Below are 19,717 nucleotides of genomic sequence, written 5' to 3' on the forward strand. Positions count from 1 at the left end.
TCATTCGGACCCGACGGTGACCAACCGTCACGTGGCCACCGTCGGGTCCGACGGCCATCACCCCGAGACAGATAGGAAGGGCACCGGTGTCTTCGCTCTTCTCCGACTATCAGATCTGGACCGCGCTGTGGGCGACCGTGAAGCTCACCATCCTCAGTGCGATCGGCAGCCTGATCCTCGGCACGATCATCGCGACGCTGCGGCTGTCGCCGGTCGGCATCCTGCGGTTTGTCGGCACGTCATACGTCAACGTCTTCCGCAACACCCCGCTGACCCTGATCATCCTGTCGTGCAGCTTCGTGCTCTACATCCAACTGGGCATCTCGCTGGCCGACTCAGCCGATGCAAAGTTCGCTGATGTCAACGGTTTTCGCCTCGCGGCGGTCGGTATGACGGTCTACCACGCGACCTACGTGTGTGAGGCGCTGCGATCGGGCGTCAACACCATCCCGCTCGGCCAGGCCGAGGCGGCACGATCGATCGGCCTGACGTTCAGCCAGACCATGCGCGAGGTCATCCTCCCGCAGGCGTTCCGCGGTGCCGTCGTGCCGCTCGGCAACACGCTCATCGCGCTCACCAAGAACACCACGGTCGCGGTGACGATCAGCGTCTACGAACTCTCCGGTGTGCTCAAGACGGTCACCGAGCGCGATCCCGGATTGCTCAATGCGGCGTTCATGGTGGTCGGCGCGTTCTTCATAATCCTGACGCTGCCGATGGGCGTCGGACTCGGCTGGCTCGGCAAGCGTGTGGCGGTGAAAAGGTGAGTGCCTCAGTCCTTTTCGACTCTCCGGGCCCGAAGGCCAGGCGGCGTTACGCGATGTTCGGCGTCCTCGGCGGAGTGGTCTGCGCGGCGATCCTCGCGTTGGCCATCTGGAAGCTGGCCGACAAGGACCAGTTCGCCAGCTACAAGTGGAAGCCGTTCGCGCAGTGGGGCACCTGGAAGAGCTACATCCTTCCCGGCCTGCGCGGCACGCTGATAGCAGCGGCGCTCGCCATCGTCATCAGCGTGGTCCTCGGCGCCATCCTGGCCATGTTGCGGATGATCGAGATCCCGCAAGGCAACTCGCCGCTCGCCATCGTGCTGCGTGCGATCAGTTGGATCGTGACGGTCTGGGTGGAGTTGACCCGCGCGTTGCCGGTGCTGCTGATGATGCTCTTCATCTTCGGCTGGCTGAGCGCACACGGCCAGGGCAGCGGCAGCGGCCCGCTCATCGCGACGGTTGCCGGCCTGGTCTTCTACAACTCGTCGGTGATCTGTGAGGTCATCCGCGCGGGCGTCGATCAACTACCGGCCGGTCAGCGAGAGGCAGGCCGCTCGATCGGGCTGACGCCGGGCCAGACGGTCCGGATCATCCTGTTGCCGCAAGCCGTCACCGCCATGCTGCCCTCACTGATCAGCCAGGTCATCGTCGTCATGAAGGACACCGCCCTCGGCTACAACGTGTTGTATGGCGAACTGCTCTTCCGCAGCAAGCCGGCAACGTCCCTCAACGGCAACATCTTCGCGATGCTGGTGGTGATCGCGGTGATCTACATCCTGATCAACTACGCGATCAGCAAGCTCGCCACCTGGGTCGAGCGGCGGCTGCAGGCACGCGGGCGCAAGGTTGGCCCTGCAGCACCAGCCGGCGACCCGGCCGGCCCGACCAACGCTCCGGGTGTCGCCACCGGCGGGGCCGTCTGACGGGATCGGCAGGACGAGGATCACGCGGTAGGGATTCGGCTGCCGACCGTGGTCCGCAGCTGACATCCTCATTGATGTCGATCATCAAGGAGGAGACGCATGACCCGGACTCTGTTCACTGCGCCGTACATCGTCGCGCACCAAGAGGGCGGTCATCGGCTCCTCCGCGATGGCTGCCTGGTCGTCGACGACGACCGCATCGCGTATGTCGGCACGGCATACGACGGGCCGGTCGATGTCGAGCGCCATCTGCCCGACCGCATCATCACTCCGGGCTTCATCAACACCCACTCCCACCTGCACTCCTCCCCGATCGACAAATCGGTGCAGGAGGACCACGGACCCCGGCAGTTCTGGCTGACCGGCCTGATCGAGATCCTTCCGGCCGAAGATGCCGGCCTCACCTCCGCCGGTATGCGCAGTTGCGTCGACTACTCGCTCATCGAACTTGCTCGGTCGGGCACGACGACCGTCATGCACCTCGGCGACGAGGCCGACTACGTCGCGGACGAGCTCGACCGGATCGGCCTGCGCGGGTATGTCGCGCCGTCCTACCGGTCCGGACGGTGGTTCACCCCGGACGGCAAGCGGGTCGACTACGAGTGGGATGTCGCTGCGGGGCAGGAAGGTCTGGATCGCGCCGTCGACTTCGTCCGAGCGCAGGACCTACGTGCCGGTGGGCGCGTCAAGGGGTTCCTCGGCCCGGCGCAAGTCGATACCTGTACGGCAGAGTTACTTCGCGACACGAAGCAAGCGGCCCGCGAGCTCGGCGTTCCCGTCTCTTTGCATACCGCACAAGGGGTTTGGGAGTTCAACGAGATGACGCGCCGGCACGGTCGGACGCCGATCGAGTGGCTCGCCGACCTCGATTTCCTGGGACCTGACACGCTGCTCGGTCACGCGATCTTCATCACGGGGAACAGTTGGGTGAACTTCGCCGGGGACGACCTTGCGCTGCTCGCCGAGACCGGAACCTCGGTGTCGTACAACGCGTGGTGCTTCGCGCGACGCGGCATCCTGATGGAGTCCTTCCCGGCATACATCGAGGCGGGTGTGAACATGTGCATCGGCACCGACACGGCACCGCAGTCCATGCTCGAGTCGCTGCGCTGGACGGCGATCTCCGGGAAGATCACCTCGAGGCGAGCGGACACGTCGACCGCCAAGCGCGTCTTCGACGCTGCGACGGTCAATGCTGCCAAGCTCCTCGGCCGCGACGACCTGGGACGAATCTCCAACGGTGCCAAGGCCGACCTGCTGTTCTGGCGGACCGACTCCTTCGGAATGGCCCCGTTGCGAGACCCGATCCGGAACATCGTCTACTACGCGCAGCCGTCCGACCTGGCCGACGTGTGGGTCGACGGCCGGCCGGTCGTCGAGGACGGCACCGTCCTGGGCACCGATCTCGAGGAAGCTGCACGTGGTGTGCAGGCCGCCGGTGAGCGCGTCTGGGCGCACTGGCACGAGGGGGACTGGGCGGGCCGGACACTGGAAGAGCTCGCACCGACGACGTTCCCGGAATTCGTGGAACCCCAAAGCTGAACGGCACTGGAAGCCGGGGCGTTCCGGGTCCTTGCGGTCAACTCGCGGACCGTGCGATGCCTTCGGATCTCGCGTCATACGGCTTGGGCCCGGAACCGTAGTAGATGTCCAGTCGGGTCAGCTCCATTCCGCCGGATCGGAGGATCTGCGGAATGTCGCGGGTGAGGTGGCAGCCGCCGACGAGCCGTTGCTGCAACCCGTCGAGGCGACGCTGCCAGCGCTGGACCTCCTCGTCCGGAGCGAGCCCGTGCTCGACGAAATGAAATTGCCCGCCGGGACGCAGCACGCGCCGGAACTCACGCACCGCGGCAACCGGGTCCGGAATCGTGCACAGGCTCCACGTGCACAGCACCGCATCCACCGATCCGTCGGCGAGTGGCAGCCGTTGCCCATCGAGGCCGACCACCTGCACCCGGGCCGTGGCCGCCGCGATGCGCCCTTCGGCCAGGCGAACCGAAAGCCGTGACGGCTCAACGGCATACAGCTGGGTGACCGCAGCGGGCAGGTGGGGCAGATTCAGTCCGCTGCCGAACCCCACCTCCGCGATTTCGCCATGGAGACCCGCGCACACACGCTGCCGGGCTTCCCGGGTGCCCGCGTCAGCCATCACGCGGGTTCATCAGTCGCGGCAGCACACGATCTGTGTAGACGCCCATGCGGCGATTCTCCCAGTTCGATGTCGTATGCCGCGCTTACAGTGCCGAACATGGGCGAAGGCGCAGCGCGACGATGACGTGGTGGGTGGTTCTCGCCTCCTTCGTGGGCGCGGTGATCGGTGCCGCGATTCCGGCGATGGTCACCCTGCGCGGGCAACACCAACAAGCCCGCACCGAGTGGAGCCAGCGACTCGACCGAGCGATCACCGCACTCACATCGGACTCACCAGTGGCCCGCGACATCGGCTGGGAGCTGTTGACAGACCTGATCGAATCGGACCTGGGTAGTCCAGCGGACCGGAGCCTGGCTCGCCGCGTATCCCGCGCCACCCTGACCCGTAGTGCAGTGGACGAGTCCGTCTCAAGGGGCGACAATGAAACTGACCGACAGGAGCATCAGTCATGAGCGAAGGCGTTGAGCTCTCACCATCCGCGATCCGCCTCGCCCGTGCGCTCGTCGCGGACGCGGCCAAGCGGGGCGAGAAGGAAAGCGCCCAGATCGAAGCGATCGCGCGGATGAAGACACCGGAGGAGCGCAAGGCCTCCTGATCCGTCGACGGGCACGACGTTCCGAGCGCCGCAGTCGACATACGAAAACGGCCCGGGCATCCCGGGCCGTTCGGTGTGCTCCCCCACTTGGACTCGAACCAAGAACCCTCCGGTTAACAGCCGAATGCTCTGCCAATTGAGCTACAGGGGATCATGCGTTGTGCGCGTGCAGAACCATAGCAAATTCGGCCGCCCAACAACCAATCGGGCGGCCTACCGGAGGCCGACGGCATCCTCGACGAACTCCTTCGTCCGCGCCACTGCGTCCTGCACCTGCGGGTCATCGGCTCGCGCACCGCGCCCGAGCACCGTTTGGGTCAGCAACTTGTCGGTCTGCAGGTCCCGGCGTATGACGACGCGGCCCTTCGCACGGCCCTCGAGCGGCAACTCCTCGGCGAGCACGATGCTGGCGCGCACTCGCTCGTGGAATGTCTCCGGCAGCCGGGTGTCCTGCTCGTCAAAAGTCCACTGCCCCGGGCGTTTTCCGTCGATCCAGGTCACCGTGAGGCTCCAGGTCTGCGACTCCCACTGACCGGCATCCACGTCATGCCACGGCCTGGCAGTCGCTGTCCCGTCCGCGCTCACGACCGTCAGGTGCCAGTTGGTGGCGACGACATACGCACTGGTGAGTTTGTCGACCGCCGAGGCGAGAACGCGTTCGCCCTTGGGCAGGTCGAGCTGGTGCTGCACCTCGCGCGGCAGCTGTGGTTTTGAGCGCTTCAGGAAGGACATGATGTCTCCATTGTCCACCGGTTATGGCGCGGGGTTTCGAGACGGGCTCCCCGCTCCGCTCCTCTGCCCTCCCCTTCGAGACGCTCGCTCGTGCCTCACGAGCTCCTCAGGGCACCGCTCAACCACCCTGGCGGGTTTCGAGACGGGCTCCCCCGCTCCGCTCCTCTGCCCTCCCCTTCGAGACGCTCGCTCGTGCCTCACGAGCTCCTCAGGGCATCGCTCAACCACCTTGGTGCGGTCACTCCAGGTTGGCCAGCAGGTCGTTCAACGACCGCTGCAACGTGGTCAGTTGCGCGGAGATGGCTCGCGACTGCTCCGGGTCGTCGCTACGCCGCAAGGCGCTCATCACCTGCGAGATCTTTCGCCGCAGCGCAACCTCTCGCACGCGGACCACCAGCGAGCGCACGTAGTGCCAGTCCGGCCGGCCCTGACTGTCCAGCTTGGTCGGCAACGCCTCGACAGCGAGCTGTGCGACCAGCGGCCGCACCACCTCGGGCACCGACTCGTTGATCGCCGAGACCCATGCGCCCTGGCTGCGGGTCGGGTCGATGCCGACCGAGCGCACGGCCTCGAACACCGCTCGGTGCGCCGGCGCTGTGAGGTCGCCCGGGTCGACCGGGTCCAGCTGTTGGGTCGGCACCGCGGAAGGGAACTGCACGACGCACTGCAGCAGCATGTGCTCGGCACGCACGATCGGGTCACGCAGGTTGGGCGGCTCGTATGCCGGGACGGGCACGTCCGGCTCCGGGGCCGTGTCAACGGGCTTGTCGCGCGTCCTCTTCGCGGCCTCGGCGATGCCGCCGCGGGGCGCTCGGCGTACAGCCTGGCTGAAGTCGCCCACGTCGACGCCGAGGTGCCGGGAGACTTCGCGGATCAATTCCTCCCGACTGAGTGAGTCACGTATGTCGGCAACGATCGGTGCCAGCGCACGCGTCGCAGCGACCCGGCCACCGACGGAGTCCAGGTCGAAGCGCGCCAGCGTGGTGCGTACGACGAACTCGAACATCGGCGTCGCGCCGTCGACGAGCTCCCGGACCGCGTCCGGCCCGGCGGAGATCCGCAACTCGCACGGGTCCTGCCCGTCCGGCGCGATCGCGACGAAGGACTGGGATGCCCAGCGCTGGTCCTCGTCATACGCCTTGAGCGCAGCCTTCTGACCGGCCGAGTCTCCGTCGAAGGTGAAGATGACCTTGGCCGGGTCTCCCCGCGCTCATCGCGCAGCAACCGCCGCAGCAGCTTGATGTGCTCGACCCCGAAGGCCGTGCCACACGTCGCCACGGCTTGGGTCACCCCGGACAGGTGGGCCGCCATCACGTCGGTGTAACCCTCGACGACCACCGCCCGTCGGTCGTCGGCGATCGACTTCTTGGCCAGGTCGAGCCCATAGAGCACCCGCTGCTTCTTGTAGATCGCGGTCTCGCCGGTGTTGAGGTATTTGGCCGGCCGCGGGTCACCGTCGAAGATCCGCCGCGCTCCGAAGCCGACGGTGTCACCGGTGATGTCGCGGATCGGCCAGAGCAGCCGGCCCTGGAAAACGTCATACCCACCACGGTTGATCAGGCCCGCAGCGAGCATCTCGTCGCGGTTGAACCCCTTGTCCCGCAACACTTTCGACAACGCATGGCCGTCCGTGGGTGCGTAGCCGAGGCCGAACTGCTCGGCGATCGCACCGTCGAACTCACGGCCGCGCAGGTAGTCGCGTGCGGTCCGAGCCTCGGGCGTCTCCGGCAGCAGCGACGCGTAGAACTCCGCTGCCACGCGGTGCGCCTCGAGCAGTCGGGTGCGCCGGCCGATGCTCTCTTCGCGCGGACGGACGCCGTCCTCGTAGTGCAACTCGACACCGACCTTGCCGGCCAGCCGCTCGACCGCCTCGGCGAAGCTGAGGTGGTCGACCTCTTGCACGAAGGAGAGGACGTCGCCACCCTTCTGGCAGCCGAAGCAGTGGTAGAAGCCCTGTGTCGGGTTCACCGAGAAGCTCGGGGTCTTCTCGTCGTGGAACGGGCACAGGCCGACCAGATTGCTGCCGGAACGGCGCAGCGTGACGTGCTCGCTGACTACGTCCTCGATGGAGCTGCGCTCCTTGACGAGCTCCACGTCTTCGGACTTGATGCGACCCGCCATAACAACGGCAGTCTAGGTTGCCGGCCGATGCGTTGGGACGGCCCTCCACAGGGTCGTGCTCACCGGGGTCCCCGCGAAGTATTCGGAGGAGCGAAGCGGAGGAGAAACTTCGTGGGGTGGTCAGTCGAGCACCCCGAGGTCGCGGACGGCGAAACCGTGGTGCTCGAACTCTTCGTTCAACACCGTACGCAAGCACCCGACGACGGTCCTCCCGCGGGCGTATGGCGGCCAGACGTCGTCGTCCGGCACCGGCGCCGGCCGGCGCAGGTCCTCCGCCGTGCAGTCGGCGAGCCACGAGGTCAGCACCGCTGCCTGCCGCGCCCGGACCTCCAGCACTTCGTCGAGCGTGGGGTCGGCGGTCGGGTCCAGACCGGGTCCCAAGTCGCGCGACATCCCATCGGTCGTCAGCCCGAGGGCCGTGAACGGCTCGCTCCGGCCCAGGCAACACCGGTTGAACCACGAGTCGTGGACGAAGATCAGATGCCGCAGCGTCTGAATGGCGGACCACTCGCCGCCCACGGACTTGCGCTCGATGCCTGGTGACTGCCGCAGGAGATCGATGGTCTCGGACCAGTCGTCCTGCAACTGCCGCCATGCCTCACGTAGGTCCGCGATGTCCTCGGACCGGATCAGCACGCGCACCGGATGACGACGGTCGAGCTCGGCTTCGACATAGGGCATCACGTCGACGCCGTTGACGGTCAGCTCCCCGAGCAGCCCGTCCAGCTCGACGCCGCGCATGACCCACCCGACGAACCGGGCACCGTCGAGGACGCATTCACGAAACTCGGTGCCTGTCAGATCACGGTCAACGAACTTCTCCATGCCCAGACGATAGGCGTGGGCTACGACACTGTCGGGTTAGTCAACGGGACCTCGAGACGCCCGCTCGTACCTCACGGGCTCCTCGGCCACCTTGGTTGGGCTGGACCTCGAGACGCCCGCTCGTACCTCACGGGCTCCTCGGCCACCTTGGTTGGGCTGGACCTCGAGACGCCCGCTCGTACCTCACGGGCTCCTCAGGGCGACGCTCACGGGCTCCCTTTCGAGACATCCGTTCGTCCCTCACGGACCCTCAAGGCGCCGCTCGGCCACCTCAGCCGCGAGTGCGGCGACCACGTCCGCCGCCGGTCCGGACTGCGCGTGGCGCCAGCCGGTGCCCGCCCAGAGGCTGACCAGCTCACGGTCGCTGGTGGCCGCACCAGCGGCGCGGAGCGGCTTGGTCAGTTGGTTCACGATCGGATAGACCGGGACGGCCACCGGGTCGAATCGCGCCACGAACTCATTGCGTATGGCGCGCGCCGGGCGACCGCTGAACGCGCGTGTCACGACGGTCTCGGTCAGGTCGGACGCGGTGAACCCGGCGCGATAGGCGTCGTTCATCCCCGACTCGTCGGTGAGCAAGAAGGCCGAACCGCATTGCACCGCAACGGCTCCCGCGGCCAGTGCGTCCTTGACGTCCTGCGCGGTCATCACGCCGCCCGCGACGACGACCGGTAGGTCCGTGGTGTTCAGCACCTCGGACAGCAGGTCACGCCAGCCGGAGCCGTTGGGCTCGATCTCGGCGAGGTGGGTGCCGCGGTGACCCCCGGCATCGGTGCCTTGCAGGCAGAGCAGGTCGGCGCCCGCAGCGACGGCTGCTCGCGCCTCCCCGCGTCCGTGACGGTCGCAAGCACCTTTGTGCCGACCGTGTGCAGCCGTAGCACCACGTCGACCGGAGGCGGGCCGAAGATGAATGACACGACCGCAACCGGTGACTGCTCGAGGACGTCGACCTTGGCGGCGAAGTTGTCGCTTCCGTCCCAGCGCGGCTCGGGCAATTGCACGTCGGCCGACGTGGCGAGTGGCGCCAATGCCTCGGCATACGAACGCAATCGGGCGCTGTCCCGCTGCTCGTCAACGGGCGTCGGCACGAAGAGATTCACGCCGAAGGGACGGTCGGTCAGCTCGCGCACCCGGGCGACGCCCTCAGCCAGCTTGTCGCCGGTCAGGTAACCACCGGGAAACACACCCAGTCCCCCGGCGTTGCTGATCGCCGCCGCGAGTTCGGGTGTACCGGTGCCGGCCATCGGCGCACCGACGATCGGCAGCCGCGAGAGACTCCAGTTCATCTCTGGTACTCCTCAATCGAGATCGGGGCCCCCGCGAAGTATTCGGAGGAGCGAAGCGGGGGAGAAACTTCGTGGGGATTAGCTCCATTCGTCCGCGAGGGCGCGCGCCCGGTGGTCGGTCAATGATGCGATCTGGTCGACAACCACTCGCAACGCCGCAGCGTCATCGGCCGCAGTTGCATGATCCTCGGCGAAGAGCGGGTCGAGCCGGTCGGGATGCTCCTGGAAGAGAGTGAAGAGCGTCTCGATGATCCGGCGCTGCTCGGCCTGCAGGGTGCGGCGTTCGTCGGTCATCATCACCCAGCGCGCGGCGACCGCCTTCAGCATCACGCACTCGGCGAGCACGTCGGTCGGTATGACGACGTGGGCGGCGTAGCGGGTCAGCGGCCCGTCGCCGAACTTGTCGCGCGTCGCCTGCTCCGCGGCACCGACGAATCGGCCGATCAACCGGCTGGTCATGTCCTTGAGCGCAGCGACACCCTGCCGGCCCGGCCGCTGTTGCTCGGGTATGACGCCGGAGGCCAGTAAACGCTCGAACGACCCTGCCAGCTCTGCGGTTTCGAGTTGCGGAGCGTAGAGGCGCCGAGCGATCCCCGCGAGGGCGTCGATCTCGTCGCGGGAGCGCAGAGCGTGCACATCGATCAGTCCGGCGGTGATGCCGTCCTCCACATCGTGCACCGAGTAGGCAACGTCGTCGGCCCAGTCCATCACCTGTGCCTCGACACAGCGCTGCTGGCGATGCCCCGTCGGGACCGTTGCCCTCGCCCAGTCGAAGACCTGCTCATCCGCTTCATAGCAGCCGAACTTGCTGGGATGGGAACGACTTTCGCCTCGGAACCACGGGTATTTGCTGGCAGCGTCCAGCGAGGCACGAGTCAGGTTGAGCCCCACGGACTCGCCATTGGACCGCGATCGTTTGGCCTCCAGCCGGGTGAGAATCCGGAAGGTTTGGGCGTTGCCCTCGAAACCGCCGATGTGGCCGCAGAGTTCGTTGAGAGCGCCCTCGCCGTTGTGACCGAACGGCGGGTGGCCGAGGTCATGTGCGAGACAGGCAGTGTCGACGACATCGGCGTTGCAACCGATGGCCTCGCCGAACTCCCGGCCGATCTGCGCGACCTCCAGCGAGTGCGTCAGCCGGTTGCGGATGAAGTCGGTATGCGGTTGCAGCACCTGGGTTTTGGACGCCAGCCGGCGCCACGCGGCCGAGTGCAACACCCGCGCCCGGTCACGCGCGAAGTCGTCGCGGTCGGCGCGCTTCTGCGCCGGGTCCTCCCTGACGAAACGCTGCCGGTCGTATGCCGAATAGCTCATCCCGCGGTGCCCGGGCGGATGCTGCGCAACGCTGCGCCAAACGTCCGCACCGACCGCTCGTGGTAGCCGCCCATCGCCAACCCCGCATTCCGCTCGAAGATGTTGCGCGATACGAAGTCTCCGGTCCGCACCCAGGACCAGGCGAGCGCGCCGACATACAAGGGGATGAAGGGCAGGCCGCCACAGACGACGTACTGCCAGCTGTGCTCCTCCTCGTGGGTGAGCAGGAGCGGATGCTCGCGCTGCAACTCCTTCCAATCTCCTTTGCAGACAACGACATTCCCGACTGTGAAAGCACCCGCGACGGGGAACTCGAAGCGGTAGCCGCTCGCGAGGTAGAGCCCGCGGGGGCCTTTCGTCATACGGGCGCGGCCGAGGCGACCGACCGCGAACCCGAGCGCCGTCGAGCCGTTCGCCCAGTTCGCGCACCACTTCACCCGTGCTGCCACGCTCATCGCTGCAGAGGCCATCACTCGCCGGTGTCTTCGATGTTGCGCATCAGCTCGCGGGTGAAGACGGGCAACCAGCCGCGCTGGCGTTGTGACCAGGCCTGCGCGACCGGGTCGATCGGGTAGAGCACGCCCAGGTCGTCCGCCGATGCGAGCGCCAGATCGGAACCTTGGCCGTCTCCGGCTACTCGCCACTGCAGGTTCGAATTGCGTTGGAGGTACTCGCCCATTGCCATCGCGATCATCGTCAGCGTCGGCGTCGGGTCGACGCGATCAGCGGCCGGGGTCAGCAGCACCTCGTGCACATAGTCGTCGTATGCCGCGCCGATGGAGTCGACATCGTCGACGTCGACACCGGCGGCCTGTGCGTCACCCAGCCAGCCGGCCAGCGCTCGTTGCGCCTTGCGGTCCAGTGGCTGGACGGTGATCTCAGCGGTCACGAGGCCGTGTTTGTCGGGGTCCCCGCGAAGTATTCGGCGGAGCGAAGCGGGGGAGAAACTTCGTGGGGTGGCGCGTAGCGTGCGGCGGAACGAGCGCGGGCCTTGACCGCCTCCTCCTCGCGGTCCTTCGGCGGGGCGGTGGTCACCAACGAGTCGATCAGCTCCCGACTCGCCTGGGTGATCGCGGCAACGGCCTTGTCATATGCGGCCTCGTTGGCCTTCGACGGCTTGGTGCTCCCGGCGATCTTGCGGACGAACTGCAGCGCGGCGGCGCTGACCTCGTCATCGGTCGCGGGGGCGCGAAGTTGTTCAGCGGACGGATGTTGCGGCACATACCTTCATTCAACCCGATATCGAGGCGATGGACGAGAGACGCACGCCGTTGCGCTGCCCGAAGGCAGTGCACCGGCGTGCGGGAGGGCGGGTGCTCAGGCGAGCTGAGCGCGGGCTTGGCGGGCCGCCTTGGACGCGCGCTTCGCCGCCCGGCGACCGGCCTCGCCACCGCGCTCACGCACGGCCTCGGCGAAAACCGGAGCCTGCTCACGAGCGGCTCCGGCCACTGCTTCACTGCGCTCGCGCACGGCTTCGGCGACGACCGGTGCGTGTGCCTTGGCGACGCTCGCGAGGTGCGCGCTGTGTTCCTTCGCGGCCGCGGCGACGGTGCCCACCGTGTCCTTGAGCGAGCTGACCGTCTGGGAGCTGTCTTGACCCGACGGGAGCGCGGAGGCCACCGCCTCACCCGCTCGGTGAGCGGCGGCACGGCTGCGCCAGGCGGCACTGGGCTTGCCCTCGGTGTCGACCGCGGCAATCAGCAGGCCGCCGAACAGACTGAGGTTCTTGAAGAACTGGATCTGCTGGTGGGCGCGCTTGGCCGGGTCGTCTTCCTGCCAGAACGCGTGACCGGCGAGAGTGGTCGGCAGCAGGCTTCCGGCGAGCGCGACGGCACCGACTCGCGGGAACTTGCCGGTCGCCAGCATCAGTCCACCCACGACCTGCACCGCGCCGTTGAGCCGCACCCCCTTGGCCGGGTCTGCCGGAATGAGCGACGCCACCTGCCTCGGCAGCACGGATCGCAGCTTGTCGACCACAGGTGCAGCTGTCGGCGCCGCGCGGTCGGGGTTGCGTACTGAGTTGAATCCGGCAGTTACGAAGATCGATGACAACATCGGGCGGGCAAGGCGGCGAACAAGCACTGGAGGGCCTCCATTTGATAGGTCTCGTGGCTCGAGTGCCCGGTCAGGCACTTTGGACCAGTTGAGCGTACCCACCGCTCGGTGATAGATGCGCCCGGGCGCCATTGCGGCCGGTCGCCGCGGCCACCAGACTTCAGGTATGACGCGTCCCACGCATCCCCTGATCATTCCGGCCGCACTGTCGACCGTGCTGGATTCGGTGACGCTGCTCGACACCCGGTGGCAGATGGGCCAGGCGACTCGCCGACCGGCATACGAAGCCGGGCATCTACCAGGTGCGGCTTGGGTCGAGTTCGAGGGTGTGATGGCCGATGCGCCCGGGGATGGCGGGCGTCATCCGATGCCACCGCGCGAGGTGTTCGCCGCCGCGATGCGCGCCGCCGGCGTCTACAACGACCGGCCGGTGGTGATCTACGACGACGACAATTCCCTTGCGGCCAGCCGGTGTTGGTGGTTGCTGAGGTACTTCGGCAAGGAGGATGTCCAGGTTCTGGACGGTGGTTTCGCCGGTTGGGAGGCCGCGGGGCTGCCGACCTCGACCGACGAGCCGACTCCGCAGGAGGGCGACTTCTATCCGACCGACCCGGGTGCAGCGCTGCTGGACGCCGACGGTGCTGCCGTCTTTGCTACGGACAAGCTGCTGCTGGACGCACGTCCGGCCGACCGCTTCGCCGGACAGAACGAGACCATCGATCCGGTCGCCGGACACATCCCCGGCGCCGTGTCGGCCCCGGCACTGTCCAATGTCGTCCGGACCGGGTCGTTCCTCTCCGCGGACGACCTCGCGATGCGATTCACCGCGCTCGGCATCCGGCCGGACAGCGAAGTGGGTGTCTACTGCGGATCGGGCGTGCAGGCGACACATCTGGCCCTGGCCCTCGAGGCGTCCGGCATCCACCCGCAGACCAGCATCTACATCGGATCCTGGTCGCACTGGATCACCGACGACGAGCGCCCCGTCGAGCTCTAAACACTAGGACCGCAGCACCGCTCCAATCCGGTGGACGGCTTCCGGGATCTGCTCCTCGTGGATGTGCCGGAAGCCGAGTGCGAGGCCTTGGACCGCGGGTTGTTCGACATACCTGGGCGAGAGCGGCTCGACGCCGACACCGGCTGCTGCGAGCGCCGCGACGATCTTCCGGTCCGACCGGCGCTGATCACGCAGCCGGGTGCACACGTGCAGGCCGGCAGCCGACGGGTAGGCATCGAGCACGTCGTCCAGCCGGGCCAGCTCGCGCAGCAGCGCCGATCGCCGCCGGGCGTAGGCGCGCGTGGCACGTCGGACATGTGCCGCGAGCAAGCCTTCGGCGAGGAAACGCGCCATCGCCCCTTGGGTGACCGTGTCGCCCTGCCAGTCGGTGAGCAGCTTCGCGTCCCGCAGGGCAGGCTGCAGCGACCTCGGAGCCACCACATAGCCGATCCGGAGCATCGGCATCAGCATCTTCGAGAACGATCCGACGTAGGCGACGCGCCCGCACCGGTCGAGGCTCTGCAACGGCGCGAGTGCCCTTGCGTCATACCGGAATTCGCTGTCGTAGTCGTCCTCGATGATGAGCGCGCGATGGGTCTCCGCCCAGTCCAGCAAGGCTGTCCGGCGTCGCAGCGACATCACCGCACCGGTCGGGAACTGATGGGACGGCGTCACGTAGACCAGTCGCGCATCGTCGGGCAGTGCGTCCACGACCAGGCCTTCGTCGTCCACCGGCACGCCGCGGACCCGTGCCCCGTGCGAGGCATAGAGGCGAACGGCTGCCGTGTAGCCCGGATCCTCGACCGCGACGGTGTCGCCCGGAGCAAGCAGCACCCGGCCGAGCAGGTCGAGCGCCTGTTGCGCACCCGAGGTGAGCTGCACGTCCTGGCCGTCGGCGACCACCGAGCGCGACAACCGCAGGTGCCGTGCGATCTCGGCCTGCAGCCGCGGATGTCCCGAACCGTCGTAGACGGGCTGCTCCTGCAGGGCCGGTCGCAGTGTTGCCGAGACCAGGCGGCGCCATACGGCGAACGGGAAGAGGCTGGTGTCCGGTCCGGCCACCGACAGGTCGAAGTCCAGCGGTGGCGCATCGGGCACCGGCGGTGGCAACCGCTCCCACACGATCCGCGGCCGCACGTCACCGGCGGGCGCCGAAGTCGGGCGTGCGGGCCCGACCTCGCAACTGACGAAAGTACCTGCGCCGACTCGTGATTCGAGATATCCCTCTGCAACGAGCCGGTCGTATGCCGTCGAAACTGTGCCCCGGGCAACGCCGAGCTCCGCCGCCATCGCCCTCGTGGCAGGCAGCCTCTCCCCGGCGGCAGCCGACCGGAGGCGATGCCTTCGAGCAAGTGCTGGTAGATGCGTATGGTCCGGTCGCCGGGGCCGGAGAGATCGACCAGAAGATCCATTCCAGCAGCATAGATTGGCCCAATCAGATCTGGCGTGAATGGACCTTCGCCAGGCCATTGCCACGGACGAGACTGGACGCCATGAAGGGTTCGCTGTCGGTGCCGCAGGGTGCCTCACTCTCGATCGGAGCGGTCCTGGGCACGGGGGTCATCACGCTGCCCGCACTCGGCGTCCAGGTTGCCGGGCCGGCGTCGCTCATCGCATGGATCGCGTTGGTGCTGCTCAGCATTCCGCTGGCCACGACATTCGCGGCAATGGGTGCTCGCCGCCCGGACGGCCGGGGCGTCTCTGCATACGTCGACGATGCCTTCGGCTCGCGCGCTGCCGGTGCGATCGGCTGGTGCTTCTACTTCGCGGTGCCGGTCGGCGCTCCTCCGGCCAGCCTGATGGCCGGTGCCTACGTCAGCGACGCCATCGGCGGCGGCCGTATGACGGCTGTCGCCACCGCGACCTGCCTCATCGTCGGCGTCGGACTGCTGAACGCCGCCGGCCTGCGCCTGTCCGGTCGCGTGCAACTCGTGCTGACCGCAGTCCTCGCCGCCCTGATCTCCGTCGCCGTCCTGGTCGCGGCGCCGCACGGGACCACTGCACACCTCGATCCGTTCGCACCACACGGGATCGGCGCCATCGGAGCCGCCGCCGCGCTGCTGGTGTGGGGTTTCGCGGGCTGGGAAGCAATTGCCCCGCTCGCCGGTGAATACCGCAACCCGCGACGTGACCTGCCGAGGGCGACAGCCATCGCCCTCGCCGTGGTCAGCGTCCTCTACCTCGCCCTCGCAGCAGCGACCGTCCTCGTGCTCGGTCCGGCAGCAGCCGACACCTCGGCGCCACTGTCCGCATTGCTCGTGGTCGGTGTCGGTGGACCGGCCCGCATCGTCACCGCGGTCATCGCGGTGATGCTGACCGTCGGCACCATGAACGCGTACTTCGCCGGTGGATCGCGGCTGGGTGCAGCCCTCGCGGCCGACGGGGCGCTTCCGGCCGGCTTGGCGAAGGGATCGGCGGCAGGGGCGGTTCCTCGACGCAGCCTGGCCGTGGTGACCGGACTCGCTCTCGGCTCGCTGCTCGCGAACGAGATCTTCCACTTCGATCTGACGCAGCTCATGCTGCTCACCACCGGTTGCTTCACCACCGTCTACGTGATCGGCACGGCGGCCGCCGTGCGTCTCCTGCCTCGACGCAGCGTTGCCTGGTGGACGGCGGTGATTGCCTTCCTCAGTGTGAGCGTGCTGCTGGTGATGAACGGCCCGCACGTGCTCTGGGCGCTCGGCGCCGCCGGGGCGTCGCTGGTCTACCGCGCCATCCGCCGCGAACGACCTGTCACCCCGGCAGTTGCGACCACCGACCAGCCCTGCGTCGAGGAGGCCTCTCCGGCAGGATGAGGTCATGCCCCCAGTCAGCAACGACACGACCACGGATGCCTCGTCCCGTGCGGCGCGGTTCGCCGCCGCCGCACCGGGCGCTCGCCGGATGCTCGGCCACGACGTCCGCACCCCGAGCGAGGCACTGAACGCCGCCGCGGAAAGCGTTGACCCAACGGCCGATTGGGACCGGTATGGCGAGGGCGGTCTCATTTCCGAACTCGAATCGCGGGTGGCGAGCCTGCTCGGCAAACCCGCGGTGGCGTTCTTCCCGAGCGGAGTCATGGCGCAGCAGGCCGCGCTGCGGTGCTGGACCGACCGCTCCGGTTCCCGGCGGGTGGCGATCCCTGATCTCTCGCACCTGCTGCGACACGAGCTGGACGGGCCGGCGCTGCTGCATGACCTGCGCTACGAACGACTCGGCACCGGTCGGCAATTGCCCACGGTCGAACACCTGGACGCCATACCTGGCAGGCTCGGCGCCGCGCTGCTGGAGCTGCCGTTGCGTGAGGCCGGTTTCGTGTTGCCCTCGTTCACCGAGTTGGCCGCGTTCAGCGCTCGTTGCCGAGATCGCGAAGTGCCGCTCCATCTGGACGGCGCACGCCTCTGGGAGTCCACGCCCCACCTCGGCGCATCGCTCGCCGAGGTCTCTGCCCTGGCCGACAGCGTCTACGTCTCGTTCTACAAGGGACTCGGTGCGTTCGCCGGCGCTGCGCTGGCCGGACCGGAGGACTTCGTCGCCGAGGCGCGTCAGTGGCGCCGCCGGCTCGGGGGCACGCTCTACGGCATGACGGCGTATGCCGCGTCCGCGCTCGCCGGGCTCGACGAGCACCTACCGCGGATGGCGGAATACCACGATCGCGCCGTCGAGATCGCGGCACTCCTGGACGAGCGAGGGGTGCGCGTCATACCGGACCCGCCGCACACTCGGGACTTCGTCATATATGCGGCGGGAGACCCAGAAACGTTGAACGAGAACGTGATCGGAGTGTTGGAGCGCGACCGGGTCCTGACAGTTCGGGGCTGGATGAGTGCCGACGTGCCGGGGTGGTCATGGACCGAAATCTCGGTCGGCTCGGCAACGATGCAATGGACGGCGCGCGAGGTCGCGGACGTGATCGGCTCGGTCATCCCGGGCTGACGAGTCTCAGCCGCCGCTGTTGAACTCTTCGGCGGCCGCCACGTCACGGCGGGTCGCATCGTCGACGGTGCGCGAGTCGAGCCAGCCCTCGGGCAGCACGACGTGCCGCTCGGAGCCCGCGCGTCCTCGCGGACCTTCCGATGCCTCTCCCGGCCAGGGCTGGTCGAGGTCGAGGCTGTCGATCAGGGCATCCAGAGATGCGAGGGACTTGACCAGGCCGAGGCCGGCGCGCAACTCCGAGCCGACTCTGAATCCCTTGAAGTACCAGGCGATGTGCTTGCGTATGTCGCGACAGGCCTTGTCCTCGGACTCGAAGAACTCGGCGAGATAGACCGTGTGCAAGCGCAACGTCTCGGCCACCTCCCGCATGGTCGGCTGGACCCTGGTCGAACCCCGGCGAACGCCGCGGCCAGGTCGGTGAACAGCCACGGGCGGCCGAGGCAGCCGCGACCGACGACGACGCCGTCGCAACCGGTCTCCTGGACCATCCGGATCGCGTCCTCGGCCGACCAGATGTCGCCGTTGCCGAGCACCGGGATGCTGGTGACCGTCTGCTTCAACTGGGCGATGGCGTCCCATTGCGCGGTGCCGGAGTAGGCCTGCGCGGCAGTGCGCGCGTGCAACGCGACGGCAGCCGCTCCTCACCCTCGGCGATCCGGCCGGCCTCCAGGAAGGTCAGGTGCTCCTCGTCGATGCCCCTGCGCATCTTGACCGTCACGGGAATGTCGTATGGCGCAGCGGCCTTGACCGCCGCCGACACGACGCCCCGGAATAGGTCGGTCTTCCACGGCAGGGCCGAACCGCCGCCCTTGCGGGTGACCTTCGGAACCGGGCAACCGAAGTTGAGATCGATGTGATCACAACGGTTTTCGCTGGCCAGCAGGTGCGCCGCACGACCGGTGGTCTCCGGGTCGACGCTGTAGAGCTGGATGGAGCGCGGCGACTCGTCCGAGTCGTGTTCGATGAGACGCATCGTCATCGGATTGCGTTCGACCAGCGCGCGAGAGGTGATCATCTCGCTGACGTAGAGGCTGGTCGCTCCCGACGCACCGCCCGCCGCCGAACCGGCATCGCCATACCTGCGACAGAGGCGGCGGAACGCCCGGTTGGTGATGCCCGCCATCGGCGCCAGCACCACGGGTGAGGCGATCGTGTGCCTGCCGATCTGCAGCGGCGGAAGCACGGGCGTCGGGGCGAGAGTGTCGGTCATGTCGTCATACATGGTCCCAGGAGGGCGGCATACAGCCAAAATCCGCTGCGCGGCGGGATACTGGGACGGATGGCTGCTGATGCGAGTGACTGGGTGACTCAACTTCGTCGACCCGAGGGATACGCGACGGGCCCTTACGTGCTGAGCGAGTTGCGGCGGGTGATCGTCGCCGGGCAGATGAAGCCGGGAGTCACCCTGCCGGTCGACGAGATCGGTGCCTTCTTCCAGGTGAGTCGGATCCCGGTGCGCGAAGCACTCAAGACGCTCATCGGCGAGGGGCTGGTCCGCCACCAGCCGCGCGGTGGCTACACGGTCACCGTGCTCAGCGGGCCGGAGCTGCACGAGCTCTACCTGGTGCGTGGTGCGCTGGAGGCCGCCGCGATCGAGGCAGCCACCGCGGCCGCCACCGTTGACGACGACGCCCGCGCCCAGGCCATCCACCGGGACCTCACCGAGGCGATCGACGCCGACGACGTGCACCGCTACCAGATCCTCAGCCGCGCTTTCCACGAGACGCTGCTCGCCCCGTGCAGTATGCCGCGGCTGCTGCACATGCTCGGTCTGGTTGCCGATCTCACCGAGCCCTCCCAGGCGATGAGTCTGCTCGACTCGGCGCAGCGAGCGGAGTTGCAGACCGATCACGCACTCATGCTCGACGCCTTCCTGCACCGCGATGGTGCACGCCTCAGCGCGGCCGCTCGTGGCCACCACGGACGACTGACGGCATACATCGACGAAGCGCGCAATGGCCAGGGAGATATATCTGTCTCCTGACGGATATATCTGTCGGCCCGTACTACCAGCGGGTCCGCGCTCCTAGATTGCTCAGCA

21 protein-coding genes, 1 tRNA gene and 2 pseudogenes are annotated in these 19,717 nt (G+C 67.8%); 9 read left to right on the forward strand and 15 right to left on the reverse strand.

Annotation, left to right across the window (positions count from 1 at the left end; genetic code table 11):
• The first annotated feature begins 86 nt into the window (after window positions 1-86).
• The 3 genes from ACFQDH_RS20475 (at window position 87) to ACFQDH_RS20485 (ending at window position 3,229) form a co-directional block, all read left to right on the forward strand.
• Window positions 87-767 (forward strand): amino acid ABC transporter permease, encoded by a 681-nt coding sequence (locus ACFQDH_RS20475; protein WP_382404221.1) that lies wholly within the window; start codon window positions 87-89, stop codon window positions 765-767.
• Complete coding sequence (locus ACFQDH_RS20480; protein WP_382404222.1) at window positions 764-1,687, forward strand: amino acid ABC transporter permease; 924 nt, start codon at window positions 764-766, stop codon at window positions 1,685-1,687. Before ACFQDH_RS20475 ends, ACFQDH_RS20480 begins: the two co-directional genes overlap by 4 nt.
• Before the next feature lie 99 nt (window positions 1,688-1,786).
• Complete coding sequence (locus tag ACFQDH_RS20485) at window positions 1,787-3,229, forward strand: amidohydrolase family protein (protein WP_382404223.1); 1,443 nt, start codon at window positions 1,787-1,789, stop codon at window positions 3,227-3,229.
• Between the two features lie 37 nt (window positions 3,230-3,266).
• Here the strand turns inward: ACFQDH_RS20485 and ACFQDH_RS20490 are convergent, their stop codons facing one another.
• Window positions 3,267-3,836 (reverse strand): class I SAM-dependent methyltransferase, encoded by a 570-nt coding sequence (locus tag ACFQDH_RS20490; protein ID WP_382404224.1) that lies wholly within the window; start codon window positions 3,834-3,836, stop codon window positions 3,267-3,269.
• A 122-nt stretch (window positions 3,837-3,958) separates the two neighbouring features.
• On the opposite strand from ACFQDH_RS20490, the gene ACFQDH_RS20495 reads away from it, so the two are divergent.
• Both ACFQDH_RS20495 and ACFQDH_RS20500 read left to right on the forward strand, forming a co-directional pair.
• The gene (locus tag ACFQDH_RS20495) at window positions 3,959-4,291 is read left to right on the forward strand and encodes a hypothetical protein (protein WP_382404225.1); all 333 of its coding nucleotides are present in this window, start codon (window positions 3,959-3,961) and stop codon (window positions 4,289-4,291) included.
• Complete coding sequence (locus ACFQDH_RS20500) at window positions 4,288-4,434, forward strand: hypothetical protein (RefSeq protein ID WP_382404226.1); 147 nt, start codon at window positions 4,288-4,290, stop codon at window positions 4,432-4,434. The genes ACFQDH_RS20495 and ACFQDH_RS20500 overlap by 4 nt, the downstream gene beginning before the upstream one ends.
• A 78-nt stretch (window positions 4,435-4,512) precedes the next feature.
• Here the strand turns inward: ACFQDH_RS20500 and ACFQDH_RS20505 are convergent.
• The 12 genes and pseudogenes from ACFQDH_RS20505 to ACFQDH_RS20560 form a co-directional block, all read right to left on the reverse strand.
• Window positions 4,513-4,585 (reverse strand) — tRNA-Asn (locus ACFQDH_RS20505).
• A gap of 62 nt (window positions 4,586-4,647) precedes the next feature.
• Window positions 4,648-5,166: a hypothetical protein gene (locus ACFQDH_RS20510; RefSeq protein ID WP_382404227.1), complete on the reverse strand. Its 519-nt coding sequence runs from the start codon at window positions 5,164-5,166 to the stop codon at window positions 4,648-4,650.
• Between the two features lie 238 nt (window positions 5,167-5,404).
• On the reverse strand, window positions 5,405-6,145 hold the full coding sequence (locus ACFQDH_RS20515; RefSeq protein WP_382404918.1) for a hypothetical protein: 741 nt from the start codon (window positions 6,143-6,145) through the stop codon (window positions 5,405-5,407).
• Entirely contained in the window at window positions 6,040-7,287 is a 1,248-nt protein-coding gene (dnaG, locus tag ACFQDH_RS20520; protein ID WP_382404228.1) for a DNA primase, read from the reverse strand. The genes ACFQDH_RS20515 and dnaG overlap by 106 nt, the downstream gene beginning before the upstream one ends.
• A gap of 120 nt (window positions 7,288-7,407) precedes the next feature.
• Window positions 7,408-8,112 carry a DinB family protein gene (locus tag ACFQDH_RS20525; RefSeq protein WP_382404229.1) on the reverse strand — a complete coding sequence of 235 codons (705 nt, stop codon included), beginning with the start codon at window positions 8,110-8,112 and terminating at the stop codon, window positions 7,408-7,410.
• A gap of 240 nt (window positions 8,113-8,352) precedes the next feature.
• Entirely contained in the window at window positions 8,353-8,904 is a 552-nt protein-coding gene (locus tag ACFQDH_RS20530) for an NAD(P)H-dependent flavin oxidoreductase (protein ID WP_382404919.1), read from the reverse strand.
• Window positions 8,799-9,398: an NAD(P)H-dependent flavin oxidoreductase gene (locus ACFQDH_RS20535; protein ID WP_382404230.1), complete on the reverse strand. Its 600-nt coding sequence runs from the start codon at window positions 9,396-9,398 to the stop codon at window positions 8,799-8,801. Before ACFQDH_RS20535 ends, ACFQDH_RS20530 begins: the two co-directional genes overlap by 106 nt.
• A gap of 78 nt (window positions 9,399-9,476) precedes the next feature.
• On the reverse strand, window positions 9,477-10,709 hold the full coding sequence (locus ACFQDH_RS20540) for a deoxyguanosinetriphosphate triphosphohydrolase (protein ID WP_382404231.1): 1,233 nt from the start codon (window positions 10,707-10,709) through the stop codon (window positions 9,477-9,479).
• Complete coding sequence (locus ACFQDH_RS20545) at window positions 10,706-11,164, reverse strand: hypothetical protein (RefSeq protein WP_382404232.1); 459 nt, start codon at window positions 11,162-11,164, stop codon at window positions 10,706-10,708. The genes ACFQDH_RS20540 and ACFQDH_RS20545 overlap by 4 nt, the downstream gene beginning before the upstream one ends.
• A gap of 14 nt (window positions 11,165-11,178) precedes the next feature.
• Window positions 11,179-11,598: a DUF3806 domain-containing protein gene (locus ACFQDH_RS20550; protein WP_382404233.1), complete on the reverse strand. Its 420-nt coding sequence runs from the start codon at window positions 11,596-11,598 to the stop codon at window positions 11,179-11,181.
• Window positions 11,595-11,932 (reverse strand): annotated as a pseudogene (locus tag ACFQDH_RS20555) (DUF2277 domain-containing protein). The gene ACFQDH_RS20550 and the pseudogene ACFQDH_RS20555 overlap by 4 nt, the downstream one beginning before the upstream one ends.
• Window positions 11,933-12,026: 94 nt before the next feature.
• Entirely contained in the window at window positions 12,027-12,959 is a 933-nt protein-coding gene (locus ACFQDH_RS20560; RefSeq protein WP_382404234.1) for a DoxX family protein, read from the reverse strand.
• On the opposite strand from ACFQDH_RS20560, the gene ACFQDH_RS20565 reads away from it, so the two are divergent.
• Window positions 12,931-13,761: a sulfurtransferase gene (locus tag ACFQDH_RS20565; protein ID WP_382404235.1), complete on the forward strand. Its 831-nt coding sequence runs from the start codon at window positions 12,931-12,933 to the stop codon at window positions 13,759-13,761. The two genes, ACFQDH_RS20560 and ACFQDH_RS20565, sit on opposite strands and share 29 nt — an antisense overlap.
• Window positions 13,762-13,764: 3 nt before the next feature.
• Here the strand turns inward: ACFQDH_RS20565 and pdxR are convergent, their stop codons facing one another.
• Window positions 13,765-15,051, reverse strand: a complete 1,287-nt coding sequence (pdxR, locus tag ACFQDH_RS20570) for a MocR-like pyridoxine biosynthesis transcription factor PdxR (RefSeq protein ID WP_382404236.1) — start codon at window positions 15,049-15,051, stop codon at window positions 13,765-13,767.
• Between the two features lie 203 nt (window positions 15,052-15,254).
• Between pdxR and ACFQDH_RS20575 the strand changes: the two genes are divergently transcribed.
• Window positions 15,255-16,556, forward strand: coding sequence for an amino acid permease (locus ACFQDH_RS20575; RefSeq protein WP_382404237.1), 1,302 nt, complete (start codon window positions 15,255-15,257; stop codon window positions 16,554-16,556).
• Between the two features lie 4 nt (window positions 16,557-16,560).
• Window positions 16,561-17,676, forward strand: a complete 1,116-nt coding sequence (locus ACFQDH_RS20580) for a threonine aldolase family protein (RefSeq protein WP_382404238.1) — start codon at window positions 16,561-16,563, stop codon at window positions 17,674-17,676.
• A gap of 6 nt (window positions 17,677-17,682) precedes the next feature.
• Here the strand turns inward: ACFQDH_RS20580 and dusB are convergent.
• A pseudogene (dusB, locus tag ACFQDH_RS20585) lies at window positions 17,683-18,898 on the reverse strand (tRNA dihydrouridine synthase DusB).
• A gap of 57 nt (window positions 18,899-18,955) precedes the next feature.
• On the opposite strand from dusB, the gene ACFQDH_RS20590 reads away from it, so the two are divergent.
• On the forward strand, window positions 18,956-19,660 hold the full coding sequence (locus tag ACFQDH_RS20590) for a GntR family transcriptional regulator (RefSeq protein ID WP_382404240.1): 705 nt from the start codon (window positions 18,956-18,958) through the stop codon (window positions 19,658-19,660).
• The last annotated feature ends 57 nt before the right edge of the window (window positions 19,661-19,717 follow it).

Source organism: Flexivirga alba (assembly GCF_042661025.1).
Lineage (GTDB): Bacteria > Actinomycetota > Actinomycetes > Actinomycetales > Dermatophilaceae > Flexivirga > Flexivirga alba.